Source organism: Bosea sp. ANAM02, from assembly GCF_011764485.1.
GTDB lineage: Bacteria > Pseudomonadota > Alphaproteobacteria > Rhizobiales > Beijerinckiaceae > Allobosea.
Genome location: NZ_AP022848.1, coordinates 4,378,394 through 4,404,561, shown reverse-complemented (window position 1 = coordinate 4,404,561; position 26,168 = coordinate 4,378,394). Strand labels below are relative to the sequence as shown.

The window sequence follows — 26,168 nt, the reverse complement described above, 5'->3', positions numbered from 1 at the left end:
GGCGGCATGGGCCATTTCGTCGCGCGTCGTGCTGTCTGTCCAATCCGGGGGCGCGAGCCCGCCTGGCTCAGAGCTCGCCGATCCACTCCGCCACGGTCGCGGTGAAGGCATCGGGCCGCGAGACCGGGAAGAGATGCCCGCCGGTTTCCATGATCGCCTTGCGGCAGCCGGGCAGGGCCGCGGCGAGTTCTTCCTGATGATAGACCGGGACGACCATGTCGTCGCGCGTGCCGAGCACGAGGACCGGCGTCATCAGGGCGTCGATATCGGCCGTGCCGTCGAAGGCGAGCAGCGCATCGAGGCGCTCGCGCGCCACCGTCCGGGCCTGCTCGCTGACCGGGGCCGCTTCGATCGCGGCGTCGTAGACGTGCCAGTTCGCCTCGATCCAGCGCGGCTGGTAGCCGCTGAGCACAGAGGTCGCGGCATAGGCATGGGGGTCGCAGCCGAGGATGGCGCGCCGGGTGCCGAAGACGGCGTTGAGGTAGCGCCCGGTTTTCAGCCAGCTCGCGCTCAGGATCAGGCCGTCGAGCCGGCCCGGCGCCTGCTTGGCGATCGCCTGTGCGATGCAGCCCCCGGTGGAATGCCCGAGGACGACGGCCCGTGAGGCGCCGGCCGCGTCGAGAACGGCGAGGCTGTCCTGCGCCAGCAGGTCGATCGAGCATGGAGCTGCGCCGCGCGTGCTGGCGCCGATGCCGCGCTGATCGAAGCGGATGACCTGGAAGGAGCGCGAGAGCGTCGCGGCGATCTCGCTCCAGAAGGCGGCGCTGCCGCTGAGGCCGCTGACCAGCAGCAGCGGCTGGCCATGGCCTTCCTTGAAGGCGTGCAGCGTCGCGCCGTCCGGGGTTTCGATCTTGAAGTCGATGATGTCCGTGGTTGCCGTCATGCGTCACCTCGCGGATGGAGATGCCGCATGCTGCGCCGCTGACGCATGATCTCTTCCATGGCCCCATCCTCCCTGGAATATTGGGTCGCCCAACGCGATCGCTCGGTCTTGATTGGCCGATGGGATCGCTTCGTGGCAGGATGGCGCATCGATCCCGCGCCCGCCATGGTTTGAGTGCAGGGGGCGCAATGTTCTTGACGCAGATCAAATAGACCGGTGATCGATCTGGCTGCGTCTGGCGCATGACTTTGTTGTGCTTGGGGGAGCCTTCCTGTGCTCGGCTTGGGATTGCCCCTGACTAGCTGCGCCGGTTGGCAGCCGCGGGGTCGGTCTGCCAGGTCGCGAGCGACATGGTCGGCAAGTCGAAATGGTCGCGCGTCGTCGCATAGCCATGCCCGCCCATGCGGCCGATCGCGTCGAGGGCGACGGGGTCGACATAGAGTTTCTGCGGATCGACGGTTCCCGCGCGAAAATGGGCGTAGACGACCTCGCCGAGAATGATCTCGCGCGAATTGCCGATGCCGAGCGTGGTGTGATGCCGGCATTCGAAGGCGGCCGGCGCCTGGCCGATCCAGGGGCAGGGAACCTTGATGCCCGGCATCGCCGTGAGGCCCGCCTCGGCCAGCTCGTCGGCGCCGGGCTCGAACGGCACGGCGCAGACATTCATGCCGGCCAGCAACTCGTCCGAGACGATATTCACGGTGAAGGACAGGGTCTGGCGAATGTTGCGGCCGGTATCCTTCTGCGCGCCGGTCGGCCGATATTCGACGCCGAGCGCGAGGATCGCGGGATCGGCCGAGAGGCAGTTGAAGAAGGAGAAGGGGGCGGCGTTCACATTGCCATGTTCGTCGACCGTCGTGACGAGCGCGATGGGGCGCGGCACGACGGCGCCGATCAGCAGCTTGTAGCGCTCGCGCGGCGTCAGCGCGGCGAAGTCGAAGGTGACGGTTCCGGGGGCGGCCTGCCTCGCGGGCTGCTCTGTCGGCTGCGCTGTCATGATGGTGTCAGTCCTTCGCTGAGGGCGTACGGCGCGAGCACGTCGCGGATATCGCGCTCGACGCGGGGCGTCAGCAGCGCGCGGGTGACCACGGCCCGCAGGTGATGGTCCATCAGGTCTGCGGCGCGGGCGGCATCGCCGGCGCGCAGGGCGTCGATCAATTGCCGATGCTCGGAAACCGCGCATTCGCTCGAATGCGGGCGCCCGTAGATCGCCAGGATCAGCGAGCAGCGCGACGAGGCCTCCTGCACATAGCGCAGCAGCAGCGCGTTGCCGGTCATCTCGGCGAGCTTGATGTGGAACTCGCCGGAGAGGCGGATCGATTCCGGCCCGTCCTGCTCGTGTGCCCTCTCTTCCTGGCGGACATGGGCCTCCAGCTCGGCGACCTGGGCGGGCGTGATGCGGCCGGCCAGGCTTTCGGCCACGAGCCGCTCGAGCCCGCGCCTGACCTCGAACACGTCGCGCGCCTCCTCCAGCGTGGGATAGGCGACGGATGCGCCGCGATTGGGCTTGAGCTCGACGAGGCCTTCGACGGCGAGTCGTCCGAAAGCCTCGCGCACCAGGGTGCGGCTGACGCCGAGCTGCTCGCCGATCGAATCCTCCGGCAGTTTCATGCCGGGTTTCAGCGCCTGCTCGATGATCGCCCGGCGCAGCGCCCGGTAAACGGACTCAGCGCGCAGAACCGGAGCTCGCTTCTCGCCCATCGTGGCTTTCCCTCGTGCAGGAGCGGTCATGTCCGGGGGTGTCAATGTCACGATGGCGGGCTCCGCGCCAGTTTCCGCTTGTGTTCAATAATCGCATACAATACCTTTCTCATATCGTATGCAAGTATGCCTGATAATCGCACACGAAAATGGCGCGCAAAGCGTCAGGTGCATAACGGGACGGCAGAAAGCGATCGAGACTCGGCGCCGCCGTGGGCGTGCCGATGCAAAAGGGGAGAAGTCGATGAAGAAGGCCTGGTTGCTGGCGGCTGTCGCCGCCTTTGCGCTCACCGGCGCGACGGAAGCCAAGACGCTGAAATGGGGCGCGGCGCGCGAGATCGCCTCGCTCGATCCCTATTCCTATGGCGAGACCTTCACGCTCGCCGTCCTGAACCATGTCTATGAGGGGCTGGTGCGCTATACCGGCGATCTCAAGATCGAGCCGGCCCTGGCCGAATCCTGGGAAACGGTGTCGCCGACCGTCTGGCGCTTCAAGCTGCGTCAGGGCGTCAAGTTCCACAACGGCAATCCCTTCACGGCCGACGACGTCATCGCCTCGCTGGCGCGCGTCACGCACGAGACCTCGCCGCTCAAGGGCAACCTGCCGGCCTACAAGAGCTCGAAGAAGATCGACGACCACACCGTCGAGATCGAGGTCAACGGTCCCTATCCGCTGCTGCTCAACGACCTCACCAACATCTTCATCTTCGACAAGGAATGGATGGAGGCGAACAACTCGCTGCTCCCGACCGATTCCGGCAAGGGCGTGAAGGGTTACGCGACCGACAACGCCAACGGCACCGGGCCCTTCAAGGTCGAGAGCCGCCGCGCCGATGCCAAGACCGTCTTCGTCAAGAATCCCGGCTGGTGGGACAAGCCGAAGCACAATATCGACGTGATCGAGTTCTCGCCGATCACCTCGTCCTCGACCCGTGTCGCGGCCCTGCTCTCGGGCGAGATCGACTACACCAACGTCGCCCCGCTGCAGGATCTGCCGCGACTCGCCGCCTCGCCGGACGTCAAGGTGATGCAGACTAACGAGTTGCGCTCGGTCTTCTTCGCGCTCAATCTCGGGGACAAGCTGATCGAGAGCGACGTCACGGGCAAGAACCCGTTCAAGGACATCCGCGTCCGCGAGGCGCTCTATCGCGCCATCGACATCGACGCGGTGCACAAGCGCGCCATGCGCGGCCTGTCGCGCAATACCGGCGCGCTCGTCGCTCCCGCTATCCCGGGTTACGAGCCGTCGCAGGACGAGCGCCTGCCCTTCGATCTGAACGGCGCCAAGAAGCTGCTGGCCGATGCCGGCTATCCCAACGGCTTCTCGTTCCAGATCAACTGCCAGAGCGACTCGCTCGTCAACGAGGAGGAATTCTGCCAGGCCGTGGCGGCGATGTGGGCACGCGCCGGCCTGAAGCCGAATCTCAGCATGGCGCCGCGCAGTCAGCAGACGCCGAAGCGCGTGAAAGGCGAGTTCGACGTCATCTCCTTCGGCTGGGCCAACGAGCCGATGATCGACGCCTACTCCATCCTGGTGCAGGTGCTGCATTCCAAGAGCGGCACCAGCGGCGTCTTCAACTGGGGCAACTGGGGTGACCCGCGCATCGACGCGCTGATCGACAAGGCCGGCGTCGAGCTCGACACGCCCAAGCGCGTCGCGCTGATGAGGGAGGCGCTCAAGATCGCCAAGCAGGAGCAGCTCTTCATCCCGCTGCACCAGCAGCCGATGGCCTGGGCGATGCGCAACACGGTCGCCTCGACCGTGCAGGCCTCGGACAACAAGCCGCGGCTCTGGCTGACCGTGATGAAGTGACGGGTTGTCATTCCGGGGCTTCGCCCTCGGGTCCGACCTTCGGTCGGCCCAAGGATAAACTCCGCGAAGAACCCGGAACCCACGACTGGGCTGCAAGCGCAAAACGACATTGGCCGCCGCTCATCCGGTCGTGGGTTCCGGGTTCGCGCCTCCGGCGCGCCCCGGAATGACAAAAGCATCCGCCCAGCGCAGGGAGTCGCAAGACCATGCCGGCCTTTCTCTTCAAGCGACTGCTCAACGCCGCCGGCGTGATGCTGGCGGTGGCCTTTCTCGCCTTCCTGATCTTCCGCTTCGTCGGCGACCCCGTCGAGCTGATGCTGAACGAGCAGGCCAGCCAGCAGCAGCGCGACGAACTGCGTGTCCGCCTCGGCCTCGACAAGGGCTTCGTGCTGCAATACGCGACCTTCGTCGGCAATGCCGTGCGCGGCGATTTCGGCATCTCCTACCGCAATCAGCAGGACGTCTTCACGCTGATTTCGGAGCGTTTCCCGGCGACCTTCGAACTGGTGCTGGTCGCGACCTTCCTGTCGCTTGCAGTCGGCGTCCCCCTCGGCGTCTACACCGCGATCCGGCGAGACAGCTTCGTCGCCAAGTCCCTGCAATTCGTCTCGGTGCTGGGCGTCTCGCTGCCGAGCTTCGCGCTCGGCATCCTCTTCATCCTGATCTTCTCGGTGACGCTGCAATGGCTGCCGGCCTTCGGGCGCGGCGAGGTCGTGCAGATTGGCTGGTGGAGCACGGGCCTGCTCACCGCGTCCGGCCGCAAGGCATTGATCCTGCCCGGCATCACACTCTCGCTCTTCCAGATCACGTTGGTGATGCGCCTCGTCCGCGCCGAGATGCTGGAAACCATGCGCACCGACTTCATCCGCTTCGCCCGGGCGCGCGGCCTGCCGTCGCGTGCCGTCCATTTCGGCCACGCGCTGCGCAACTGCCTGATGCCGGTCATCACCGTCACCGGCCTGCAGATCGGCAATCTCATCGCCTTCGCGCTGGTCACCGAGACGGTGTTCCAGTGGCCGGGCATGGGCATGCTCTTTGTCCAGGCCGTGACCTTCGTCGATATCCCGGTGATGGCGGCCTATCTGATCGTCGTCTCCTTCATCTTCGTCACGCTCAACACGCTGGTCGACCTGACCTATGCCTGGGTCGATCCGCGCCTGCGCGAGGACGCGCTGACGGGAGGCGCGAATGCCCGCTGAGAAGACCCTGCCCACCGACACCGTGAAGACGCCCGGCCGTCTGCGCCGTTTCCTCGACAGCGATATCGGCTGGAGCTTCAGCCACACGCCGGTCGCCTGGCTCTCGGCGCTGGTATTGGCCCTGCTGGTCCTGACCGCGCTCTTCGCGCCGCTGATCGCCCCGCAGAACCCCTACGACCTCGCCCAGGTCTTCATCGACAAGGCCGAGATTCCGCCGATCTGGCAGGATGGCGGCGAATGGCCCTTCCTGCTCGGCACCGACCCGCAGGGACGCGACGTGCTCTCGGCCATCCTCTACGGTTCGCGCATCTCGCTGGTCATCGGCTTTGCGGCGGTGATGGTCTCGATGCTGATCGGCGTCACGATCGGGCTGACCGCCGGCTTCTATGGCGGGCGCATCGACAACCTGCTGATGCGGCTGGGCGACACCGTGCTCTCGATCCCGACGCTGCTGATGGCGATCCTGGTCTCGGCGATCTTTCGCGAGATGCTGCCGCCGGCCCTGCGCGAGCCCTTTTCCGCCGTGGTGCTGGTGCTGTCGATCGCGCTGACGAGCTGGGTCCAGTACGCCCGCACGGTGCGCGCGCTGACCATGGTCGAACGCCGCAAGGAATACGTGCTCGCCGCCCGCATCATCAAGGTGCCGGCGACGCGGATCATGGGGCGCCACATCCTGCCCAACACGATGACGCCGGTGCTGGTCTCGGCGACGCTGAGCCTCGGTCTCGCCATCCTCTCGGAGGCGACGCTGTCCTTCCTGGGCGTCGGCATGCCGATCACCCAGCCCTCGCTCGGCACGCTGATCCGTATCGGCAACCAGTACCTGTTCTCCGGCTCCTGGTGGCTCGTCGTCTTCCCCTCGTTGCAGCTCGGTCTGATCGTGCTCTCGGTCAACCTGCTCGGCGACTGGCTGCGCGACGCGCTGAACCCGAAGCTGCGCTGAACCCATCGCCCGGGACGGCATTTTGACAAGGACGACTCCGTGAGCCTGCAAGCCAAGAAGCGCCCTGAAGGCCGTATCCTGATGACCGCCCGCTGGGTCGTCGGGCACAGGGACGGCCGCCATCGCCTCTACGAGAATGGCGAGGTCGTCTTCGAGAACGGCGAGGTCGTCTTCGTCGGTCACGGCTTTCCGGGCGAGGTCAGCAGACGCATCGACTACGGCCATGCCCTGATCGGGCCGGGCTTTGTCGATTGCGACGCGCTCTCCGACCTCGACACCACCATCCTCGGCTACGACAACCAGCCGGCCTGGAAGAAGGGTCGCGTCTGGCCGCGCAGCTATCTCGAGGCCGGCCCCTACGAGATGTATACCCGCGAGGAATTGGCCTTCCAGAAGCGCTATGCCTTCTCCCAGTTGATCCGCAACGGCATCACCACGGCGCTGCCGATCGCCTCGCTCTTCTACCGCGCCTGGGGCGAGACGGTGCAGGAATTCGAGGATGCTGCGGAAGCCGCCGCCGATCTCGGCCTGCGCGCCTATCTCGGCCCGGCCTATCGCACCGGCAACCAGGTCGTCGAAAGCGACGGGCGCGTCGTCACCTATTACGAGGAGGAGCGCGGTCTCGCCGAGCTCGACGCCGCCATCGACTTCGCCAGGCGCCACGAGGGCCAGGCCGGCGGGCTGATCCGGGCGATGTTCGCGCCCGACCGCATCGAGACCTCGACCGCCGGGCTCCTGCGCCGCACGGCGGCGGCCTCCCGCGAACTCGACATTCCCGTCCGGCTCCATTGCTGCCAGTCGAAGATCGAGTACGACCTCGTCCTCGCCCAGCACGGCATGAGCCCGCCGGAATGGCTGGAGAGCCTCGGCTTCCTCAACGAGCGCTGCCTGCTGCCGCACGGCACCGTCGTCTCCGGCAGCCGCCTGATCGAGCGCCCCGGCCGCGATCTCGAGATCATCCGCGATTCCGGCGCCAGCATCGTACATTGCCCGCTGGTCTCGGGCCGGCACGGCAACAGCATCAATCATTTCGGCAGCTATCGCGCCATGGGCCTCAACATCGCCATGGGCACCGATACGAGCCCGCCGGACATGGTGATGAACATGCAGACCGGCATGATCCTCTCCCGCACCATGGCCGGCAATGTCGGCGCCGTGCGCTCCGAGGATTATTACGATGCCGCCACCATCGGCGGCGCCAACGCCTTGCAGCGGTCCGATCTCGGCCGTCTCCAGCCAGGCGCCCGCGCCGATATCACCGTCTTCGCATTCGACCGGCCGCATAGCGGGCAGGTCATCGATCCCATCCAGACGATGATGCTGACCGGCCATGGCCGCGATTTCGCGACCGTGGTGATCGACGGCCGCTTCGTCATGGAGAACCGGGCCATCCCCGGCCAGGACGAGGCCGCCGACAACGCCCGCGCCCAGAAGCAGTTCGAGGGCGTGATGGCGCGCTATCCCGAGCGCACGCTCGGCCACCCGCCGATGGGCGAGATCTTCTCGTCGAGCTACCCGATCGAACGCAGCGAGGCCTCTGCATGACCGCAACCGCCGCCGCGCCTCTCCTGTCCGTCCGCGACCTGCGTATCGTCTTCGATGGCCGCCACGGCCCGTTGACCGCGCTGGACGGCGTCTCCTTCGATATCGCGCCGGGTGAGATTCTCGGCGTGGTCGGCGAATCCGGAGCCGGAAAGTCCCTGACCGGCACAGCGGTGATCGGCCTGCTCGACCCGCCGGGGCGGATCGCCGGCGGCGAGATCCATCTCTCCGGCCAGCGCATCGACAACCTGCCGGCCGAGCCGATGCGCAGGCTGCGCGGCCGGCGCATCGGCGCGATCTTCCAGGACCCGCTGACTTCGCTGCATCCCCTGCTCAAGGTCGGCGACCAGCTCGTCGAGACCATCCTGACCCATCTCCCGGTCAGCCGCGCGGAAGCGCGCAAGCGCGCGCTCGACCTGCTCAAGGAGGTCGGCATCCCCGCCGCCGAGACGCGGATCGACCATTTCCCGCACCAATTCTCCGGCGGCATGCGCCAGCGCGTCGTCATCGCGCTCGCGCTTTGTGCCGAACCCTCGCTGATCATCGCCGACGAGCCGACGACGGCGCTCGACGTCTCGATCCAGGCCCAGATCACCACCCTGCTGAAGCGCCTCTGCCGCGAGCACGGCACGGCGATCATGCTGGTCACCCACGACATGGGCGTCATCGCCGAGACGGCCGACCGGGTCGCGGTGATGTATGCCGGCCGCATCGTCGAGATCGGCCCGGTCGAGGAGGTGACGCGCCGGCCGAGCCATCCCTATACCGCCGGCCTGATGGCCTCGATTCCGAGCGTCCATGTCCGCCACGAGCATCTCAACCAGATCGACGGCGCCATGCCGCGCCTCAACGCCATCCCGCCGGGCTGCGCCTTCAACCCGCGTTGCGGAAAGGCGGAGGATTTCTGCCGAAAGCACAAGCCCGGCCTGCCCATCTCGGGCCATGCTGCGGCCTGCCATTTCCCCTTGAAGGAGGCGGCCCATGCTTGAGCAGGTTTCGACGCTCTCGCCCGCGAGGGCCAGCGGTGACGACATCATTCTCGATGTCGCGGCGGCCTGCTGCCGCTTCGACGTCTCGGCTCCGGCCCTGTCGCGCCTGTTCTCGCAGGAACCGCGGCGCATCCTGCGCGCGGTCGAGAACGTCTCTTTCACGGTGAAGCGCGGCACCACCTTCAGCATCGTCGGCGAATCCGGCTGCGGAAAATCGACGCTCGCCCGCATGGTCGTCGGCCTGCAGCGCCCGACCGAGGGCCAACTCAGCTTCCGCGACATCCGCCGCGCCGACGGCACCATCGGCCCGCCGCGCGTGCAGATGATCTTCCAGGATCCCTATGCCTCGCTCAACCCGCGCTGGCGCGTCGGCGAGATCATCGCCGAGCCGATCCGCGAGCTGAACCTGCGCGCCGACGAGGCGGCGATCCAGCAGCGCGTCGGCGATCTCCTGGAAACCGTCGGCCTGTCGCGCACCGATGCGAGCCGCTATCCGCACGCCTTCTCCGGCGGCCAGCGCCAACGCATCTCGATCGCGCGCGCGCTGGCGACCGAAGCCGATTTTCTCGTCTGCGACGAGCCGACCTCGGCGCTCGACGTCTCCGTGCAGGCGCAGATCCTCAACCTGATGGTCCGGTTGCAGAAGGAATTCGGGCTGACCTATCTCTTCATCAGCCACAATCTCTCGGTCGTCCGGCACATGTCGGACGATCTCGCCATCATGTATCTCGGCCGTTTCGTCGAAGCGGGCCCGGCCGAGCAGGTCTTCACCCGGCCGCAGCACCCCTATACGCGCCTGCTGCTCGACACGATCCCCGATGTCGAGCAGCCTAACCGCGCGCGCCGGCCGATGTCCGGCGAGGTGCCGAGCCCGATCAGCCCGCCGGCCGGCTGCACCTTCAACCCCCGCTGCGCCCAGGCCGCCGACCGCTGCCGCGTCGAGAGGCCGGAGCTGCGGCAATTGGACGACGTCCGCGTCTCCTGCCATTTCGCTTGAGGCTCGGAGCCTCTCTCCGTCATGGTCGGGCCTGTCCCGACCATCCACGTCTTCCTTTATCGAGGACTGTGTTCAAGACGTGGATGCTCGCCACAAGGGCGAGCATGACGGTGTGGATCGCGGCGCTCAACCCACCAGCGTCGCCTCCAGCGTGATCGGCGCCTTGAGCAGCTTCGAGACCGGGCAGCCGGCCTTGGCCTTGTCGGCCAGGGACTGGAAGGTCGCCTGGTCGGTGCCGGGCACCTTGCCCTTCAGCGTCAGGTGGATCGCGGTGATGGCGTAGCCGTCGTCGAGCTTGTCGAGCGTCACCCGCGCCGTGGTGTCGAGCGCATCGGCCTTGAGATCGGCTTCGCCGAGGATCAGCGACAACGCCATGGTGAAGCAGGCGGCATGCGCGGCGCCGATCAGCTCCTCGGGATTGCTGCCGGGCTTGCCCTCGAAACGGCTGGCGAAGCCGTAAGGGTAGGCGTCGAGCGCCTTGGTCTCGGTCGAGATCGTGCCCTTGCCGTCCTTGATGCCGCCTTCCCAATGGGCCGAGCCGGTCTTGTTGATCGCCATGATGCTGTCTCCCGTTCTGGTTGGATCGGTATCCTGCGGCTGGAACGCTACCTTTTGACAACGGTCGAGCGCGAGTCGGGTTCACCGCGACCACGACAAAGAGGCTGAATTGCCGTAAGGTCATCGCTCCGAACGCTGGAGGCTGTCATGACCGCATTCAACACCGTTCGTTTCAAGGTAAAGCCGGGGATGGAGACCGCTTTCCTCGACGCTCACCGCAAGGTCGCCGAGGACTGGCCGGGCTTGCGGCATGCCAACATCATCGCCGCCGGCGAGGGGCGCTACTGCATCATCGCCGAATGGGAGAACATGGACGCGATGGCCGCGGCGCGTCCGCAGATGATCGCCACGCTCAACGGCTTCCGTCACACGCTGGACGATCTCGGCAACGGGCTCGGCGTCACCGATCCGATCGCCGGTACGGTTGCCCTGTCGCTGAAGTAGCGCGGCCCTGCGAACGCCTCGCTGCAATGGACAAAGGCCCGCACCGATCGCTCGATGCGGGCCCTCGAAGCGGCCGGTTAGGCCGCTGCTCAGCGGAACAGCGCCAGCGATTTCGACAGCGTGATCCAGACGCCCCAGGCGATCGGCAGGCCGACCACGGCCCAGGCGAGCAACGCCGTGCCGTCGAACCCGCCCTTGCCGATGCCGTAGGAACCGTAATGGGCGGCTGCGTCGACATTGGCCGACCGCTTCTGCAGCGCCGCGACCTCGGCATCCTGCATGAACCATTTGGCCGCGACCGGGCGGACCAGCAGGTTGCAGAGGAAGCCGAGCACCAGCATGCCGGCGAGGATATACATGGTGCGGTCATAGACCTGCGCGCGCGGCACGCCCGCGCTGATCTGCGCCTCGCGGATATAGTTCACCACCACCGGGCCGATGATGCCGGCCGTGGACCACGCCGTCAGCAGGCGGCCATGGATGGCGCCGACGAACTGCGTGCCGAACATGTCTGCGAGATAGGCCGGCACCGTCGCGAAGCCGCCGCCATACATCGACAGGATGATGCAGAAGAAGGCGACGAAGAGCGCAAGCGATCCGGCATGCGCGGCCCAGGGCGAGAGTGCGTAGAGCAGGATGCCGAGCCCGAAGAAGGTCGCATAGGTCAGCTTGCGGCCGAGCTTGTCGGAGAGCGAGGCCCAGAAGAAGCGCCCGACGATGTTGAACAGCGAGAGCAGGCCGACGAAGGCCGCCGCGATCGTGGCGATCTGCGTCTTCTGCCCGGCGTCGAGCGCGGCGAAGCCGATCTCCGGCTTGCCGATCAGCGAGCCCGCGAAGATCTCCTGCAGCATCGGCGAAGCCATGCCGAGCACGCCGATGCCGGCCGAGACGTTGAGGGTCAGCACGGACCAGATCAGCCAGAATTGCGGGGTCTTGTGCGCGTTCTGGAGATGGACATGGCCGGAGGTGATCATCTTGTTCTGGGTCGCCGGCGGCGTCCAGCCTTCCGGGCGCCAGTTCGCCGGCGGCACGCGATAGCCGAAGGTGCCGGCCATCATGAAGACGAAATAGATCACGGCCATGGCGACGAAGGTCTGCCAGACGCCGACCGACTGCGCCGTCTTGAAATGGTTCATCAGCATGTCCGCCAGCGGCGAGCCGATCATCGCGCCGCCGCCGAAGCCCATGATCGCCATGCCGGTCGCCATGCCGCGCCGGTCCGGGAACCATTTCACCAGCGTCGAGACCGGCGAGATATAGCCGAGGCCGAGCCCGATGCCGCCGATCACGCCGGAGCCGAGCCACATCAGCCAGAGCTGGTGTGTGTAGATACCCAGCGCCGAGATCAGGAGGCCGCCGCACCAGCACAAGGTCGAGACGAAGGCGGCCTTGCGCGGGCCGACCCGCTCCAGCCAACCGCCCCAGATCGCCGCGGATGAGCCCAGGAACACGAAGAACAGCGTATACATCCAGCCGAGATCGGCGACTTTCCAGTCGCAGGCGGTGGTGAACAGAGAGCCGACAAGGCCGATATCCGCGGCGCAGGCGACAGGTTTGGTGATGCCGATCGCCTGGCTCAGCGGCAGCCAGAACACCGAGAAGCCATAGGCCATGCCGATGCACAGATGGATGCACAAGGCGGCGGGTGGTACGAGCCAGCGGTTGAAACCCGGCTTGGCGATGGTCCGTTCGCGGTCGAGCAGCCCGATGCTGCCCCCGATCTGTCCGATATCCTCTGCGACGCTCATTCCCCGTGTCCTTTCCCCATGGCTTCGCCGTTCGGGCCGGGTAGGGTCCCAGCTCGCTCAAGTCTTCTCGTCGCCGGCAGGACCGGCTTCTGGCTGCTAACCTCCGCGCCCCGGCCTGATCCGCGGCAGGGCTTGCCGCAGCAGGGGCGTGAGGTCCTCCGGCCGGTTGGCGAAGGCGGCGAGGAAGTCGCCGCGCATGCGTCCGGTCCAGAACTGGTTGATATGGTCGGCGACCGAGGTGGCGGCCTCCACCTCCGGATAGGCCTTGAAGAAATCGGCGATCTGCCCGGCCATGCGCCGGAGCTTCTCGACGTTTTCAGCGTGGTGATCGGTGGTCAGGCCGGCCTCCGTCATCGGGCGACAGTCTCGGTTTCGGGCGCGAGCGCACCGGTGAAGACGATGCAGCCGTCGCGCCGTGCCACGGCTGCCAGCGTCAGGCCGAGATGGCGGGCCCGCTCGATCGCGAGCGAGGTCGGCGCGGAGATCGCGACCAGCGTGCCGGCCCCGAAGATCGCGGCCTTCTCGACCATCTCGAAGGAGGCGCGGCTGGTGACGAGCAGGAAGCCCTCGCTCGCATCGGCCCCGGCGCGCAGTCGCGCGCCGATCAGCTTGTCGAGCGCGTTGTGGCGGCCGACATCCTCGCGCACCGCCAGGATCGCGCCGGAGGCATCGCACCAGGCGGCGGCATGGACGGCGCGGGTGAGTTGGTTCAAGGGCTGATACTTGTCGAGCGCCGCGAGCGCCGCCTCGATCGCCGAGGCGGATACCGCGCGCGAAGCCCGCGTCGCCGCGTCCGCCATCGGGATTTCCTCGATGGTCTCGACGCCGCAGAGCCCGCAGGAGGTTCGGCCCGAGAGGTTGCGCCGCCGCGCCAGATGCTCGCGGAAACGGCCCGGCGCGAGCTCGACCGTGACGATGACGCCCTCGTCCTTCGGCTCGACTGAGACGGTGCGTATCTCGTCCGCGCCGCGCACGATGCCTTCGGTCAGGCTGAAGCCGGTGACGAAGTCCTCCAGGTCGGAGGGGCTCGCCATCATCACCGCATAGGGCATGTTGCCGTAGACGATGTTGATCGGCGACTCGACCGCGACCTCGATCTCGCGCGCGTCTTCCCGCGCGGCCCCGAAACGCAGTGGCGCGGCGGTGACGGCGGCCGAGGCCGGCGGCTGGGCTTGCCGGCTATTCCGCGGCATCGGGCAGGCGCTCCGCGATCCGGCGCAAGGTCACGTCCTCCTCGAAATTCTTCTCCTGCCAGGCGGAATAGGCGTTGGTGCGGCGGACGTCGACGGCGGTGACCTTGTATTCCGGGCAGTTCGTCGCCCAGTCCGAATAGTCGGTGGTGATGACGTTGGCGCCGGTCTTGGCGTGGTGGAATGTCGTGTAGACCACGCCCGGCTGCATCCGCTCGGAGATCACGGCCCGCAGCGCGATATCGCCCGAGCGGCTGGCGAGCGCGACGAGGTCGCCGTCGCGGATGCCGCGGCTCTCGGCGTCGAAGGGATGGATCTCCAGCACGTCCTCGTCATGCCAGGCGCCGTTCTCGGTACGCCGCGTCTGCGCGCCGACATTGTATTGCGAGAGGATGCGGCCGGTGGTGAGCAGCAGCGGGAAGCGCGGTCCCGTTCGCTCGTCGGTCGGGACATATTCCGTGATCATGAACTTGCCCTTGCCGCGCACGAAGCGGTCGACATGCATCAGGGGCGTGCCCGTCGGCGCCTTGTCGTTGCAGGGCCACTGCACCGAGCCGAGCTTGTCCAGCTTGTCGTAGGAGACGCCGGCGAAGCTCGGCGTCAGCCGGGCGATCTCGTCCATGATCTCGCTGGGATGGCTGTAGCTCATCTCGTAGCCCAGCGCCCGCGCCAGTTCGATCGTGACCTGCCACTCGTCCTTGCCCGAAAGCGGCGCCATCACCTGCCGCACGCGGTTGATGCGCCGCTCGGCATTGGTGAATGTGCCGTCCTTCTCCAGGAAGGAGGCGCCCGGCAGAAAGACATGAGCGTATTTCGCCGTCTCGTTCAGGAAGATGTCCTGGATGACGACGCATTCCATCGAGGCCAGGCCTGCCGTAACATGCTTGGTGTTCGGGTCGGACTGGGCGATGTCCTCGCCCTGGACATAGAGGCCCTTGAACGTGCCTTCGACCGCCTCGTCGAGCATATTGTTGATGCGCAGGCCCTGCTCGGGATCGAGCGGCACGCCCCAGAGCATCTCGAAGACCTGCCGGGTCGAGTCGTCGGAGACGTGGCGGTAACCCGAGAACTCGTGCGGAAAGGAGCCCATGTCGCAGGAGCCCTGGACGTTGTTCTGCCCGCGCAGCGGATTGATGCCGACGCCGTCGCGCCCGATATTGCCGGTCGCCATGGCGAGATTGGCCATCGCCATCACCGTGGTCGAGCCCTGGCTGTGCTCGGTGACGCCGAGCCCGTAATAGATCGCGCCGTTGCCGCCGGTGGCATAGAGCCGCGCCGCGGCGCGCACATCGGCAGCCGGCACGCCGGTGTACTGCTCGCTGGCTTCCGGCGAATTCTCCTCGCGGGCGACGAAGCGGGCCCAGTGCTCGAAATCGCCGAGATCGCAGCGCTCCCGCACATAGGCCTCGTCGATCAGCCCTTCGGTGACCACGACATGGCTGAGCGCATTGAGCAGCGCGACATTGGTGCCGGGGCGTAGCGGCAGATGGTAATCCGCCTTCACATGCGGCGACTGCACCATGTCGATCCGGCGGGGATCGGCGACGATCAGTCGTGCGCCCTCGCGGATGCGCTTCTTCATGCGCGAGGCGAAGACCGGGTGGCCGTCGGTCGGGTTGGCGCCGATGACGAGGATGACGTCGGATTTGGCGACGGACTTGAAATCCTGCGTGCCGGCCGAGGTGCCGAGCGTCGTCCGCAGGCCGTAGCCGGTCGGCGAATGGCAGACGCGGGCGCAGGTATCGACATTGTTGTTGCGGAAGGCGGCGCGCACCAGCTTCTGGACGAGGAAGACCTCCTCATTGGTGCAGCGCGACGAGGTGATGGCGCCGACCGATTCACGGCCGTATTGCGCCTGGATGCGCTTGAACTCGCGGGCCGCGTAGTTGATCGCCTCTTCCCAGGAGACTTCGCGCCACGGGTCCGTGATCTTCGCCCGGATCATCGGCTTGGTCATGCGGTCGGTATGGGTCGCATAGCCCCAGGCGAAGCGGCCCTTGACGCAGCTATGGCCTTCGTTGGCCTTGCCGTCCTTGTAGGGCACCATCCGGATGACGCGGTCGCCCTGCATCTCCGCCTTGAACGAGCAGCCGACGCCGCAATAGGCACAGGTCGTGACCACCGAATGCTCGGGCTGTCCGTGCTCGATGACCTTGTTCTCCATCAGCGTCGCCGTCGGGCAGGCCTGCACGCAGGCGCCGCAGGAGACGCATTCCGAACCCAGGAAATCGGTCGGCCCTGCCGCGACGCGCGAGTCGAAGCCGCGCCCCGTGATCGTCAGCGCGAAGGTGCCTTGCACCTCCTCGCAGGCTCGCACGCAGCGATTGCAGACGATGCATTTCGACGGGTCGTAGGTGAAATACGGGTTGGAAGTGTCCTTCGCGAGCCAGTTCTCGTTGGCGAGCCCGTCTGAACCCTTGGCGAAGACGTGGTTCTCACCCTCGTAGCCGTAGCGGACCTCGCGCAGGCCGACGGCGCCGGCCATATCCTGCAATTCGCAATCGCCATTGGCCGAGCAGGTCAGGCAGTCCAGCGGATGGTCGGAGATATAGAGCTCCATCACGCCCTTGCGTAAGGACGACAGGTTCTCCGTTTGAGTGCGGACGACCATGCCTTCTTCGGCCGGCGTGGTGCAGGAGGCGGGCGTGCCGCGCCGCCCCTCGATCTCGACGAGGCAGAGCCGGCAGGAGCCGAAAGGTTCGAGCGAGTCGGTGGCGCAGAGCTTGGGGATCTTGGTGCCGAGGCTCATCGCCGCCGCCATCACCGAGGTGCCGGCCGGCACCGTGACGCTCTGGCCGTCGATGGTCAGCGTCACCATCTTCTCGGAGAGCCGGATTGGCGTGCCGTAGTCGATTTCCTTGATCAGGGCCATCCCAGCCTCCTTACTCGGCCGCCAGCGGCAGCGGAGGACGGTCGAAATCCTCGGGGAAATGATTGAGCGCGCTCAGCACCGGCATCGGCGTCAACCCGCCCATGGCGCAGAGCGAGGCATCGGTCATCAGCTTCGAGAGATCGCGCAGCACGGCGATGTTCTTCGGCACCTCGGCGCCGGCGATGATGCGGTCCATCGTCTCGACGCCGCGCGTCGCCCCGATCCGGCAGGGCGTGCACTTGCCGCAGCTCTCCTTGGCGCAGAATTCGAAGGCGAAGCGCGCCTGTTTGGCCATGTCGACGCTGTCGTCGAACACCACGATGCCGCCATGGCCGAGCATCGCCCGCATCGCCGCGAGCGCCTCATAGTCCATCTGCACGTCGAGCTGTTCGGCCGTGAGATAGGCGCCGAGCGGCCCGCCGACCTGCACGGCCCGGATCGGCCGGCCCGAGAGCGTGCCGCCGCCCATATCCTCGATGATCTCGCGGAGCGTGATGCCGAAGGCGAGCTCGATCAGCCCGCCGCGCTTGACGTTGCCGCCGAGCTGGATCGGCAGCGTGCCGCGCGAGCGGCCCATGCCGTAATCGGCATAGGCCTGCGCGCCGTGATCCATGATCCAGGGCACGGCTGCGAAGGAGAGCACGTTGTTGACGACGGTCGGCTTGCCGAACAGACCCTGCAACGCCGGCAGCGGCGGCTTCGCTCGGACGATGGCCCGCTTGCCTTCGAGGCTTTCGAGCAGCGAGGTCTCCTCGCCGCAGATATAGGCGCCGGCCCCGAGCCTGACTTCCAGATGGAAGGCGTGCTGCGAACCCATCACCGAAGCGCCGATCATCCCGGCGGCTTCGGCCTTCAGGATCGTGCGCAGGAGCGTGCGGTGGGCATGCGGGTATTCGGAGCGGAGGTAGATGTAGCCGCGCGTCGCGCCGACCGCGATCGCGGCGATCGTCATGCCCTCGATCACGAGATAGGGGTCGCCTTCGAACAGCATGCGGTCGGCGAAGGTGCCGCTATCGCCCTCGTCGGCATTGCAGACGATGTATTTCTGTTCCGCTTTCGCGTCGTGGACCGTCTTCCACTTGATGCCGGTCGGGAAGCCGGCGCCCCCGCGGCCGCGCAGACCGGAGGCCTTCACCGCCTCGACGATCTCTCCGCCGGTTAGCGCCAGCGCCTTCTCCAGCCCCTTGAAGCCGCCATGGGCGCGGTAATCGGCGATCGAGAGCGGATCGATGATGCCGACACGCTCGAAGGTAAGGCGCTGCTGGCGCTTCATCCAGTCGAGCTCCTCGGTCTTGCCGAGGCGCAAGGCGTGGGCGCCGCCCGAGGTGAAGCCGGCTTCGAACAGCGCGGCGACATCCTTTGCCGCGACCGGGCCGTAGGCGATCCGGCCTTCCGCCGTCTCGACCTCGACCATGGGCTCCAGCCAGAGCATGCCACGCGAGCCATTGCGGACGATCTCGACGGAAAGCCCGCGTGCAATCGCTTCGCGCGCTACAGCCTGGGCGACGGCTTCCGCGCCGACCGACAGGGCGGCGGCGTCGACGGGAACGAAGATCCGGACCGGGGTGGCGCTCATCACTGCGCCCTTCCGTGCTGGCAGAGCCCGGCGATACGGGCGGCATCGACGCGCCCGATCAGTTCGCCATCGACCAGGGCGGACGGCCCGAGCGCGCAATTGCCGAGACAATACACCGTTTCGACGGCCGCGTCGCCGGCATGATGGCTGTCGACCGCGATGCCATGCGTGCGGGAGAGTTCGTCGACGACCGTCTCGCAGCCCAAGGCCTGGCAGGCCTCGGCCCGGCAGAGCTTGATGGTGCGTCTCGGCTGCGGGGTCGTCTTGAAGTCGTGATAGAAGGAGATCGCGCCATGGACCTCGGCGCGCGACAGGTTCAGCACCTCCGCGATCAGCGGCACGGCCTGCGGGTCGACATAGCCGAACTCGTCCTGCAGGGCATGCAGGATCGGCAGCGTGGCGCCTTCCAGATGCGCCAGCCCCGCGACGATCATGCGTGCGCTGTCCTGATCCCAGGCCGGATAAGCCGCCATCTTTCCTCCATAGGCCCGGTTCACCGGGCGCTTGTTAAGGGAAGGGTGGTTGAAACTGGAATGATTTCAAATCGTTTCTTTCGAAGGCATGATAGTTTTTGGCTATCAAAACCCGGAAACAAGCGCCTCTTCGGAAGATCCTGACTGGCAGGTTTGATCGAAAATGCCGCGTCGCTTCGATTTTGCGCTGCACAATGCTGCGCTGCTTCTACGACGATAGGCGAAGGCTATCGTACGATCGGCCGCCGGGGTAGCCCTGCATCGGCGACCGGCTTCGTCATCATCAGCAGGTTGCGCGCGAGCGGCGCGACCGGCTGGCGGTCGGCCACGATCAGGCCGATCGTGCGCTGCGCCTCCGGCTCGACCAGCGACAGCGCCCTGGTGCCGAGCGGTACGCCGAAGAATTCCAGCAATTGCAGCGAGACGATGCTGGCGATGCCCTGGATGCCGGCATGCGAGCAGAGGTTGAAGATCGAGTTGGTCTCGATCGCCGGGCGTGGCGCGGTGCCGACCGAGCGGAAAATGCCGTCGATGATGCGCCGGTTCTGCATGTCGCCGGTGAGCAGGCAGAGCTTCTGCTCGGCCGCTTCCGCCCAGGTGATTGTGTCGCGCGTGCCGAAGGGCCCGTCCTCACGCGTCAGCAGCACATAGGATTCCTGGTAGATCGGCTTGGAGATCACCCGGTCGAGCGGCTCGTTGTCGAGATAGGTCAGCCCGACATCGAGTTCGAAATCGTCGATGCCCTGCTGGATCTCCTGCGAGGTCAGCGACAGCACGGTCAGCGACACGGCCGGATAGCGCTCCGAGAAAGGCGCGGTGATATGGGCGATCATCGGCAGCGCGGTCGGGATCGCGCCGAGCCGGATGCGGCCCGAGACGCCTTCGCGCAGTTCGGCGATCGAGTCCTTCATCACCTCGGCCTCGGCCAGAATGCGCCTTGCATGGGCGAGCACGACCTCGCCCTCCTTGGTGAAGCCCTGGAAACGCCGCCCGCGCTCGACGATCATCACGCCGAGTTCGTCCTCGAGCTGTCCGATCGCGGCCGAGAGCGTCGGCTGCGAGACATGGCAGGCCTCGGCCGCGCGGCGGAAATGCTTCTCGCGGGCGAGTGCGTCGAGATAGACAAGCTGGCGAATGATCATGATGTCGGCTCGGAGGCGGCGGAGAGCGCCGCGCGCCCGAACATCGGCAGCTTGCGCGGGCGATGCAAGCGGCGCGGTTGCATTAGTGCAAACAGCCTGTTGCTGGAGGGGCAACGCCCTGACAATTGCGCTGGGGCAATCCCGACCCTAACTCCCGGAGGCCGGGATGGCCGGCAGGCAAAGGGTCGCGTCGCGGCCTCGGGATGATCATGGCGCAGGACCTGGAATTCGGGCTCGACACCTTCGGCGACGTCACAAACGGGGCGGACGGCAAGCCGCTGCCCCATGCGCAGGTGATCCGCAATCTCGTCGAGGAAGCCGTCCTGGCCGATCAGGTCGGCATCGATTTCATCGGCGTCGGCGAGCATCACCGGGCCGATTTCGCGGTCTCCTCGCCGGAGACGGTGCTGGCCGGCGTGGCGACGCGCACCGGCCGGATCAAGCTGGGTTCCGCCGTGACAGTATTAAGCTCGGACGATCCGATCCGCGTCTTCCAGCGCTTCGCGACCGTCGATGCACTCTCGAACGGGCGCGCCGAGGTGATCCTGGGGCGCGGTTCCTTCACCGAATCCTTCCCGCTCTTCGGGCTCGACCTGCGCGATTACGAGAAGCTGTTCGAGGAGAAGATCGATCTCTTTGCCGGCCTGCTGCCGCAGCAGCCGTTGACCTGGCAGGGTTCGATCCGTCCGCCGCTCAAGGACCAGCTCGTCTATCCGCCGGTCGAGAACGGCCCGCTCAAGACCTGGATCGGCGTCGGCGGCAGCCCGGAATCGGTGGTGCGCGCGGTGCGCTACGACCTGCCCTTGATGCTCGCCATCATCGGCGGCGACCCACTGCGCTTCAAGCCGTTCGTGGACCTGTATCACCGCGCCTATGGCCAGATCGGCAAGCCGGCGAAGCCCGTCGGCGTGCATTCGCCGGGCTATGTCGCGGCGACGGACGAGCAGGCGAAGGAGGAGTTCTTCCCGGCCTACAAGCAGATGCGCGACCGCATCGGCGCCGAGCGCGGCTGGCCGCCCATGGGCCGTGACGAGTTCGAGCAGGAGGTCGCTCGGGGCTCGCTCTATCTCGGCTCGCCCAAGACGGTGGCCCGCAAGATCGCTGCTACCGCCAAGGGGCTGGGCATCGCCCGCTTCCAGCTCAAGTACAGCGCCGGCCCGCTGGAGCACGAGAAGGCGATGGAGTGCATCCGGCTCTATGGCGAGAGGGTCGTGCCGCTGGTGCGGGAGATGCTGGCTTAATCCTCTGTCACATCGTCATGGTCGGGCTTGCCCCGACCATCCACGTCTTCGCCGGTCGCAGACCGTGTTCAGGACGTGGATGCCCGCCACAAGGGCGAGCATGACGTCGAGGGCGTCATTCTCGGGCGAAGCGCAACGGAGACCCGAGAATCTCAGGCAGGACGAGGCTCAAGGAGCCTCTTTCGGCAGGAGGTGCTCGGGTCGAGCCCGAGCATGACGGCCGCTCATCCCACCACCTTCAGCGGATCGACCGACAGCGTCCGCTTCAGCGCCCGCAAGCCGAACGTCGTCCGCGTCTGGCGCACGCCGGGGATGCGGTAGATCGTTCCGCGCAGGAAGCGCTCGTAATGGTCGGTGCCGCTGACCACGACCTTGGCGAGATAGTCGTATTCGCCGGTGACCAGATGCGCCTCGACCACCTCCGGCGCCCGGCTCAGCGCCTCGCCGCACTGGTCCAGAACCTTGTCGTCATGTTTGTCGAGCGTGATCTCGACGAAGACGATATTGTTGTAGCCGAGCGCCTTGTGGTCGAGCAGCGCGACATATTTCTCGATCGCGCCGGATTCCTCCAGGCGCTTCACCCGCGTCCAGCAGGGCGAAGGCGATAGCCCGACCTTTTCGGCCAGCGCCTGTGTCGTCAGCCGCCCGTCATCCCGCAACGCAGCAAGAATCTTGCGATCGATCAGATCGAAAGCAGGACCATTCTGGCTCTTTTTGTTCATCGGGAGATCATTCCGGAAATCTTGCATCAGGCGGGAATTCATTCTGTCGGATTTCGCCGCTACGGGCAAATTCGGAATGAACCTCCGAAGCGTCACCGCTAGCGTTGGTTGCAAGGGGAACGATCGCGGTGCCGGCTGCGTTCGTCGCTGCATCATGGCTGGCGCAAGAGGCGCTTGCGGGATGCGCGCGAAGGCGGAATGCTGGTGGCGTCAGGGATGGAGGCGCTCATGAGCAGCGACAAGTCAGGCCAGGCGCCGGCAGCAACCCAGCCACTGCAATTTCATGTTCCCAAGCCTGCGAGCCGTCCGGGCGAGAAGCCGGATTTCTCCCATGTCGTGATCCCGAAGGCCGGCTCCGTCGCGCGCCCGCCGGTCGATGTCGATCCCAAGGACATCCGCGACCTCGCCTATTCGATCATCCGCGTGCTCAACCGCGAGGGCGAGGCGGTCGGCCCCTGGGTGCCCGATCTCTCGCATGAGGACCTGATCCGCGGCCTGCGCCACATGATGACGCTGCGAACCTTCGACGGGCGCATGCAGATGGCGCAGCGCCAGGGCAAGACATCGTTCTACATGCAGCATACCGGCGAGGAGGCGGTGAGCTGCGCCTTCCGCATCGCGCTCCAGCCCGGCGACATGAACTTCCCGACCTATCGTCAGGCCGGCCTGCTGATCGCGCACGACTATCCGCTCGTCGACATGATGTGCCAGATCTACTCGAACGAGCGCGACCCGATGAAGGGCCGGCAATTGCCGGTGATGTACTCCTCCAAGGAGCACGGCTTCTTCTCGATCTCCGGCAATCTCGCGACGCAATATGTCCAGGCCGTCGGCTGGGCGATGGCCTCGGCGATCAAGAACGACACCCGCATCGCAGCCGCCTGGATCGGCGACGGCTCGACGGCGGAATCGGATTTCCACGCCGCGCTCGTCTTCGCTTCGACCTACAAGGCGCCGGTCGTGCTCAATGTCGTCAACAACCAGTGGGCGATCTCGACCTTCCAGGGCATCGCGCGCGGCGGCTCCGGCACCTTTGCGGCGCGCGGCCTCGGCTTCGGAATTCCGGCTTTGCGCGTCGACGGCAACGACTACCTCGCCGTCTATGCGGTCGCGCAATGGGCGGTCGAGCGCGCCCGCCGCAACCTCGGGCCGACGCTGGTCGAATATGTCACCTACCGCGCCGGCGCCCATTCCACCTCGGACGACCCCTCCGCCTATCGCCCTAAGCACGAATCCGACGACTGGCCTCTGGGCGATCCGCTGATCCGCCTGAAGCAGCACCTGATCGCGGTCGGCGCCTGGTCGGAAGAGCGTCACAAGCAGGCGGAGGCCGAGATCCTCGCGACCGTCATCGCGGCGCAGAAGGAGGCCGAGAGTTTCGGCACCCTGCATTCCGGCGGCAAGCCCTCGGCGCGCGACATCTTCGAGGACGTCTATGCCGAGCTGCCGCCGCATCTGCGCCGCCAGCGCCAGCAGATCGGGGTGTGAGGATGGCGACCTTGTGCTCGAACCTCCGCCGTCATGCTCGCCTTTGTGGCGAGCATCCACGTCTTGAACACGACGCTCGACCAGCGAAGACATGGATGGTCGGGACAAGCCCGACCATGACGAAGTGCTCCTTCCGCCTCTTCATCGGAGTCCTCTGACATGGCCAGGATGACGATGATCGAGGCGATCCGCTCCGCGATGGACGTCGCCATGGGCCGCGACGACGATGTCGTGGTCTTCGGCGAGGATGTCGGCTTCTTCGGCGGCGTCTTCCGCTGCACCCATGGGCTCCAGCAGAAATACGGGGTCTCGCGCTGCTTCGACGCACCGATCAGCGAGGCCGGCATCGTCGGCACCGCGATCGGCATGGCGTCCTACGGCCTGAAGCCCTGCATCGAGATCCAGTTCGCCGACTACATGTACCCGGCCTATGACCAGATCGTCTCGGAGGCCGCGCGCCTGCGCTACCGTTCGGCCGGCGATTTCACCTGCCCGCTGGTGATCCGCATGCCGACCGGCGGCGGCATCTTCGGCGGCCAGACCCATAGCCAGAGCCCGGAAGCGCTCTTCACCCATGTCTCGGGCCTCAAGACGATCGTCCCGTCCAACCCCTATGACGCCAAGGGCCTGCTGATCGCGGCGATCGAGGATCCCGACCCGGTGATCTTCCTGGAGCCGAAGCGGCTCTATAACGGCCCCTTCGACGGGCATCACGACCGGCCGATCACGGCCTGGTCGAAGCATGAGCTCGCCGAGGTGCCGGAGGGCCATTACACCGTGCCGCTCGGCAAGGCGGCGACGCGGCGCGAGGGTTCGGCCGTCACCATCCTAGCCTATGGCACCATGGTCCATGTCGCGCTGGCCGCCGCCGAGGACACCGGCGTCGACGCAGAGGTCATCGACCTGCGCACGCTCGTCCCGCTCGATCTGGAGGCGATCCTGGCCTCGGTCCGGAAGACCGGGCGCTGCATCGTGCTGCACGAGGCGACGCTGACCTCCGGCTTCGGTGGCGAACTCGCTGCCTTGGTGCAGGAACACTGCTTCTACCATCTGGAGGCGCCGGTTATGCGCGTCACCGGCTGGGACACGCCCTATCCGCATGCGCAGGAATGGGACTATTTCCCCGGCCCCGCCCGCCTCGGACAGGCGCTGCTGGATATCATGGAGGCACGCTGATGGCCGAGCGCATCATCAAGCTGCCGGATGTCGGCGAAGGCATCGCGGAAGCCGAACTCGTCGAGTGGCACGTCAAGATCGGCGACATCGTCCGCGAGGACGATCTGCTCGCCGCCGTGATGACCGACAAGGCGACGGTCGAGATTCCCTCGCCGGTGGAGGGCGAGGTCACCTGGGTCGGCGCCGAGGTCGGCGACACCGTCGCGATCGGCTCGGCCATCGTAAAGCTGAAGGTCGCGGGCGAAGGTGCTGCTGCGGCGAATGTCGAGAGCGAGGTCGACACCGCGAGCCCTCATCCTGAGGAGCCGCGCAGCGGCGTCTCGAAGGATGCTTCAGTGGACACCGGAGCCTCCGCGACCATCCTTCGAGACGCCGTTCCTGCCGGAACGGCTCCTCAGGATGAAGGCTCGCGGAGTGGGCAGCGCGCTCCCGCCAAACCGGCTGCGCCAACGCCTCCGCCGCCCAAGCCTGCGCGCGCCAATACGACCACCGCCCAGCGTCGCGCGCCGGGCGAGAAGCCGTTGGCCTCGCCGGCCGTGCGCCTGAAGGCACGCGAGGCCGGGGTCGATCTGCGCCAGGTCCAGGGCACGGGTCCTGCCGGGCGCGTCACCCATCAGGATATCGACGCCTTCCTGCTGCGCGGTCCGGAGCCCGCTCGTGGTGGCGGGCTCGTCGAGCAGAGCGCCGTCACCGAGGTCAAGGTCGTCGGCCTGCGCCGGCGCATCGCCGAGAAGATGGCGCTGTCAAAGTCGCGCATCCCGCACATCACCATCGTCGAGGAGGTGAATGTCTCGGCCCTGGAGGACCTGCGCGCGACGCTGAACAGGAAGCCGACGCCGGAGCGGCCCAAGCTGACTCTCTTGCCCTTCCTGATGCGGGCCATGGTCAAGGCGCTCGCCGAGCAGCCGGCGCTGAATGCGCTCTACGATGACGAGGCCGGCATCGTGCGCCAGCATGCCGCGATCAATATCGGCATCGCCACGCAGACGCCGACCGGCCTGATCGTGCCGGTGGTGAAACATGCCGAGGCGCGCGATCTTTGGGGCTGTGGCATCGAGCTTGCCCGCCTCGCCGAGCGCGGCCGCGACGGTACCGCCACGCGCGACGAACTGACCGGCTCGACCATCACCATCACGTCGCTCGGCGCGCTCGGCGGCATCGCGACGACGCCGGTGATCAACTATCCGGAGGTCGCCATCGTCGGCGTCAACAAAATGGTTGTGCGCCCGGTCTGGGACGGCACCACCTTCGTGCCGCGCAAGATGATGAACCTCTCCTCCAGCTTCGACCACCGCGTCATCGACGGCTGGGATGCCGCCGTCTTCGTGCAGCGGCTGAAGGAGCTGCTGGAGAACCCGGCCACGCTCTTCGTGGATATGTGACGCGATGGTTGTGGTGTCTGAACAGAACGGGTCATCCCGGACGCAGCGAAGCGAATATCCGGGATCCATGCCTGAACCTTTCTTGGAAA

General features: G+C 66.6%; 23 protein-coding genes. 11 read left to right on the top strand and 12 right to left on the bottom strand.

All coding sequences use genetic code 11. From position 1 onward, the window contains the following. Positions 1–67: 67 nt before the first annotated feature. The 3 genes from OCUBac02_RS21030 to OCUBac02_RS21020 form a co-directional block, all read right to left on the bottom strand. Complete coding sequence (locus OCUBac02_RS21030) at positions 68–883, bottom strand: alpha/beta fold hydrolase (RefSeq protein ID WP_173048400.1); 816 nt, start codon at positions 881–883, stop codon at positions 68–70. 298 nt (positions 884–1,181) lie between these two features. Next, complete coding sequence (locus tag OCUBac02_RS21025; RefSeq protein WP_052232388.1) at positions 1,182–1,880, bottom strand: flavin reductase family protein; 699 nt, start codon at positions 1,878–1,880, stop codon at positions 1,182–1,184. Beyond that, positions 1,877–2,584 carry a GntR family transcriptional regulator gene (locus tag OCUBac02_RS21020; RefSeq protein ID WP_047579919.1) on the bottom strand — a complete coding sequence of 236 codons (708 nt, stop codon included), beginning with the start codon at positions 2,582–2,584 and terminating at the stop codon, positions 1,877–1,879. Before OCUBac02_RS21020 ends, OCUBac02_RS21025 begins: the two co-directional genes overlap by 4 nt. Before the next feature lie 244 nt (positions 2,585–2,828). On the opposite strand from OCUBac02_RS21020, the gene OCUBac02_RS21015 reads away from it, so the two are divergent. The 6 genes from OCUBac02_RS21015 (at position 2,829) to OCUBac02_RS20990 (ending at position 10,067) form a co-directional block, all read left to right on the top strand. Further along, entirely contained in the window at positions 2,829–4,397 is a 1,569-nt protein-coding gene (locus tag OCUBac02_RS21015; RefSeq protein WP_173048398.1) for an ABC transporter substrate-binding protein, read from the top strand. A 206-nt stretch (positions 4,398–4,603) separates the two neighbouring features. Then, on the top strand, positions 4,604–5,596 hold the full coding sequence (locus tag OCUBac02_RS21010; RefSeq protein ID WP_047579923.1) for an ABC transporter permease: 993 nt from the start codon (positions 4,604–4,606) through the stop codon (positions 5,594–5,596). After that, positions 5,586–6,539: an ABC transporter permease gene (locus tag OCUBac02_RS21005; RefSeq protein ID WP_173048396.1), complete on the top strand. Its 954-nt coding sequence runs from the start codon at positions 5,586–5,588 to the stop codon at positions 6,537–6,539. Before OCUBac02_RS21010 ends, OCUBac02_RS21005 begins: the two co-directional genes overlap by 11 nt. A gap of 81 nt (positions 6,540–6,620) precedes the next feature. Further along, entirely contained in the window at positions 6,621–8,084 is a 1,464-nt protein-coding gene (locus OCUBac02_RS21000) for an amidohydrolase family protein (RefSeq protein WP_173049759.1), read from the top strand. Further along, positions 8,081–9,070 carry an ABC transporter ATP-binding protein gene (locus OCUBac02_RS20995; protein ID WP_173048394.1) on the top strand — a complete coding sequence of 330 codons (990 nt, stop codon included), beginning with the start codon at positions 8,081–8,083 and terminating at the stop codon, positions 9,068–9,070. The genes OCUBac02_RS21000 and OCUBac02_RS20995 overlap by 4 nt, the downstream gene beginning before the upstream one ends. Continuing rightward, positions 9,063–10,067 carry an ABC transporter ATP-binding protein gene (locus OCUBac02_RS20990; protein WP_173048392.1) on the top strand — a complete coding sequence of 335 codons (1,005 nt, stop codon included), beginning with the start codon at positions 9,063–9,065 and terminating at the stop codon, positions 10,065–10,067. Before OCUBac02_RS20995 ends, OCUBac02_RS20990 begins: the two co-directional genes overlap by 8 nt. 126 nt (positions 10,068–10,193) lie before the next feature. On the opposite strand, the gene OCUBac02_RS20985 is transcribed toward OCUBac02_RS20990, so the two are convergent. After that, the gene (locus tag OCUBac02_RS20985) at positions 10,194–10,625 is read right to left on the bottom strand and encodes an OsmC family protein (protein ID WP_173048390.1); all 432 of its coding nucleotides are present in this window, start codon (positions 10,623–10,625) and stop codon (positions 10,194–10,196) included. Positions 10,626–10,772: 147 nt separating this feature from the next. Here OCUBac02_RS20985 and OCUBac02_RS20980 point away from each other — a divergent pair, with 147 nt between their 5' ends. Next, positions 10,773–11,069, top strand: coding sequence for an antibiotic biosynthesis monooxygenase (locus OCUBac02_RS20980; protein ID WP_173048387.1), 297 nt, complete (start codon positions 10,773–10,775; stop codon positions 11,067–11,069). Between the two features lie 89 nt (positions 11,070–11,158). Here the strand turns inward: OCUBac02_RS20980 and OCUBac02_RS20975 are convergent, their stop codons facing one another. The 7 genes from OCUBac02_RS20975 to OCUBac02_RS20945 all read right to left on the bottom strand — a co-directional run bounded on the left by OCUBac02_RS20975 (position 11,159) and on the right by OCUBac02_RS20945 (position 20,070). Further along, positions 11,159–12,817 (bottom strand): OFA family MFS transporter, encoded by a 1,659-nt coding sequence (locus OCUBac02_RS20975; RefSeq protein ID WP_173048385.1) that lies wholly within the window; start codon positions 12,815–12,817, stop codon positions 11,159–11,161. 96 nt (positions 12,818–12,913) lie between these two features. Continuing rightward, on the bottom strand, positions 12,914–13,171 hold the full coding sequence (locus OCUBac02_RS20970; protein ID WP_173048383.1) for a formate dehydrogenase subunit delta: 258 nt from the start codon (positions 13,169–13,171) through the stop codon (positions 12,914–12,916). Continuing rightward, the gene (gene fdhD / locus OCUBac02_RS20965; RefSeq protein ID WP_173048381.1) at positions 13,168–14,010 is read right to left on the bottom strand and encodes a formate dehydrogenase accessory sulfurtransferase FdhD; all 843 of its coding nucleotides are present in this window, start codon (positions 14,008–14,010) and stop codon (positions 13,168–13,170) included. Before fdhD ends, OCUBac02_RS20970 begins: the two co-directional genes overlap by 4 nt. After that, positions 13,997–16,879: a formate dehydrogenase subunit alpha gene (fdhF, locus tag OCUBac02_RS20960; protein ID WP_173048379.1), complete on the bottom strand. Its 2,883-nt coding sequence runs from the start codon at positions 16,877–16,879 to the stop codon at positions 13,997–13,999. The genes fdhD and fdhF overlap by 14 nt, the downstream gene beginning before the upstream one ends. A 10-nt stretch (positions 16,880–16,889) precedes the next feature. Next, positions 16,890–18,455, bottom strand: a complete 1,566-nt coding sequence (locus OCUBac02_RS20955; protein ID WP_173048377.1) for a formate dehydrogenase beta subunit — start codon at positions 18,453–18,455, stop codon at positions 16,890–16,892. After that, positions 18,455–18,928, bottom strand: a complete 474-nt coding sequence (locus OCUBac02_RS20950) for an NAD(P)H-dependent oxidoreductase subunit E (protein WP_173048375.1) — start codon at positions 18,926–18,928, stop codon at positions 18,455–18,457. The genes OCUBac02_RS20955 and OCUBac02_RS20950 overlap by 1 nt, the downstream gene beginning before the upstream one ends. Positions 18,929–19,155: 227 nt before the next feature. Continuing rightward, entirely contained in the window at positions 19,156–20,070 is a 915-nt protein-coding gene (locus OCUBac02_RS20945; RefSeq protein WP_047577197.1) for a LysR family transcriptional regulator, read from the bottom strand. A gap of 209 nt (positions 20,071–20,279) precedes the next feature. On the opposite strand from OCUBac02_RS20945, the gene OCUBac02_RS20940 reads away from it, so the two are divergent. Then, the gene (locus tag OCUBac02_RS20940; protein WP_173048373.1) at positions 20,280–21,311 is read left to right on the top strand and encodes an LLM class flavin-dependent oxidoreductase; all 1,032 of its coding nucleotides are present in this window, start codon (positions 20,280–20,282) and stop codon (positions 21,309–21,311) included. A gap of 224 nt (positions 21,312–21,535) precedes the next feature. Here OCUBac02_RS20940 and OCUBac02_RS20935 read toward each other — a convergent pair whose 3' ends face one another. Then, positions 21,536–22,033, bottom strand: a complete 498-nt coding sequence (locus OCUBac02_RS20935; protein WP_197933287.1) for an Lrp/AsnC family transcriptional regulator — start codon at positions 22,031–22,033, stop codon at positions 21,536–21,538. Between the two features lie 228 nt (positions 22,034–22,261). Between OCUBac02_RS20935 and OCUBac02_RS20930 the strand changes: the two genes are divergently transcribed. From OCUBac02_RS20930 to OCUBac02_RS20920, 3 genes are all read left to right on the top strand, one after another. Continuing rightward, positions 22,262–23,521: a 3-methyl-2-oxobutanoate dehydrogenase (2-methylpropanoyl-transferring) subunit alpha gene (locus OCUBac02_RS20930; protein WP_091858827.1), complete on the top strand. Its 1,260-nt coding sequence runs from the start codon at positions 22,262–22,264 to the stop codon at positions 23,519–23,521. A gap of 159 nt (positions 23,522–23,680) precedes the next feature. Beyond that, complete coding sequence (locus OCUBac02_RS20925) at positions 23,681–24,697, top strand: alpha-ketoacid dehydrogenase subunit beta (RefSeq protein WP_173048369.1); 1,017 nt, start codon at positions 23,681–23,683, stop codon at positions 24,695–24,697. Further along, positions 24,697–26,079, top strand: coding sequence for a dihydrolipoamide acetyltransferase family protein (locus OCUBac02_RS20920; protein ID WP_173048367.1), 1,383 nt, complete (start codon positions 24,697–24,699; stop codon positions 26,077–26,079). The genes OCUBac02_RS20925 and OCUBac02_RS20920 overlap by 1 nt, the downstream gene beginning before the upstream one ends. Positions 26,080–26,168 lie beyond the last annotated feature (89 nt).

Excerpts from the sequence above, each read along its gene's own strand:
- OCUBac02_RS20940 (WP_173048373.1), top strand. The coding sequence starts at position 20,280 with ATGGCGCAGGACCTGGAATTCGGGCTCGACACCTTCGGCGACGTCACA.
- OCUBac02_RS20950 (WP_173048375.1), bottom strand. The coding sequence starts at position 18,928 with ATGGCGGCTTATCCGGCCTGGGATCAGGACAGCGCACGCATGATCGTC.
- OCUBac02_RS20980 (WP_173048387.1), top strand. The coding sequence starts at position 10,773 with ATGACCGCATTCAACACCGTTCGTTTCAAGGTAAAGCCGGGGATGGAG.
- OCUBac02_RS20930 (WP_091858827.1), top strand. The coding sequence starts at position 22,262 with ATGAGCAGCGACAAGTCAGGCCAGGCGCCGGCAGCAACCCAGCCACTG.
- OCUBac02_RS21030 (WP_173048400.1), bottom strand. The coding sequence starts at position 883 with ATGACGGCAACCACGGACATCATCGACTTCAAGATCGAAACCCCGGAC.
- fdhF (WP_173048379.1), bottom strand. The coding sequence starts at position 16,879 with ATGGCCCTGATCAAGGAAATCGACTACGGCACGCCAATCCGGCTCTCC.
- OCUBac02_RS21010 (WP_047579923.1), top strand. The coding sequence starts at position 4,604 with ATGCCGGCCTTTCTCTTCAAGCGACTGCTCAACGCCGCCGGCGTGATG.
- OCUBac02_RS20985 (WP_173048390.1), bottom strand. The coding sequence starts at position 10,625 with ATGGCGATCAACAAGACCGGCTCGGCCCATTGGGAAGGCGGCATCAAG.
- OCUBac02_RS20935 (WP_197933287.1), bottom strand. The coding sequence starts at position 22,033 with ATGAACAAAAAGAGCCAGAATGGTCCTGCTTTCGATCTGATCGATCGC.
- fdhD (WP_173048381.1), bottom strand. The coding sequence starts at position 14,010 with ATGCCGCGGAATAGCCGGCAAGCCCAGCCGCCGGCCTCGGCCGCCGTC.
- OCUBac02_RS20970 (WP_173048383.1), bottom strand. The coding sequence starts at position 13,171 with ATGACGGAGGCCGGCCTGACCACCGATCACCACGCTGAAAACGTCGAG.
- OCUBac02_RS20945 (WP_047577197.1), bottom strand. The coding sequence starts at position 20,070 with ATGATCATTCGCCAGCTTGTCTATCTCGACGCACTCGCCCGCGAGAAG.
- OCUBac02_RS20990 (WP_173048392.1), top strand. The coding sequence starts at position 9,063 with ATGCTTGAGCAGGTTTCGACGCTCTCGCCCGCGAGGGCCAGCGGTGAC.
- OCUBac02_RS21000 (WP_173049759.1), top strand. The coding sequence starts at position 6,621 with ATGACCGCCCGCTGGGTCGTCGGGCACAGGGACGGCCGCCATCGCCTC.
- OCUBac02_RS20975 (WP_173048385.1), bottom strand. The coding sequence starts at position 12,817 with ATGAGCGTCGCAGAGGATATCGGACAGATCGGGGGCAGCATCGGGCTG.
- OCUBac02_RS21015 (WP_173048398.1), top strand. The coding sequence starts at position 2,829 with ATGAAGAAGGCCTGGTTGCTGGCGGCTGTCGCCGCCTTTGCGCTCACC.
- OCUBac02_RS20995 (WP_173048394.1), top strand. The coding sequence starts at position 8,081 with ATGACCGCAACCGCCGCCGCGCCTCTCCTGTCCGTCCGCGACCTGCGT.
- OCUBac02_RS21005 (WP_173048396.1), top strand. The coding sequence starts at position 5,586 with ATGCCCGCTGAGAAGACCCTGCCCACCGACACCGTGAAGACGCCCGGC.
- OCUBac02_RS20955 (WP_173048377.1), bottom strand. The coding sequence starts at position 18,455 with ATGAGCGCCACCCCGGTCCGGATCTTCGTTCCCGTCGACGCCGCCGCC.
- OCUBac02_RS20925 (WP_173048369.1), top strand. The coding sequence starts at position 23,681 with ATGGCCAGGATGACGATGATCGAGGCGATCCGCTCCGCGATGGACGTC.
- OCUBac02_RS21020 (WP_047579919.1), bottom strand. The coding sequence starts at position 2,584 with ATGGGCGAGAAGCGAGCTCCGGTTCTGCGCGCTGAGTCCGTTTACCGG.
- OCUBac02_RS21025 (WP_052232388.1), bottom strand. The coding sequence starts at position 1,880 with ATGACAGCGCAGCCGACAGAGCAGCCCGCGAGGCAGGCCGCCCCCGGA.
- OCUBac02_RS20920 (WP_173048367.1), top strand. The coding sequence starts at position 24,697 with ATGGCCGAGCGCATCATCAAGCTGCCGGATGTCGGCGAAGGCATCGCG.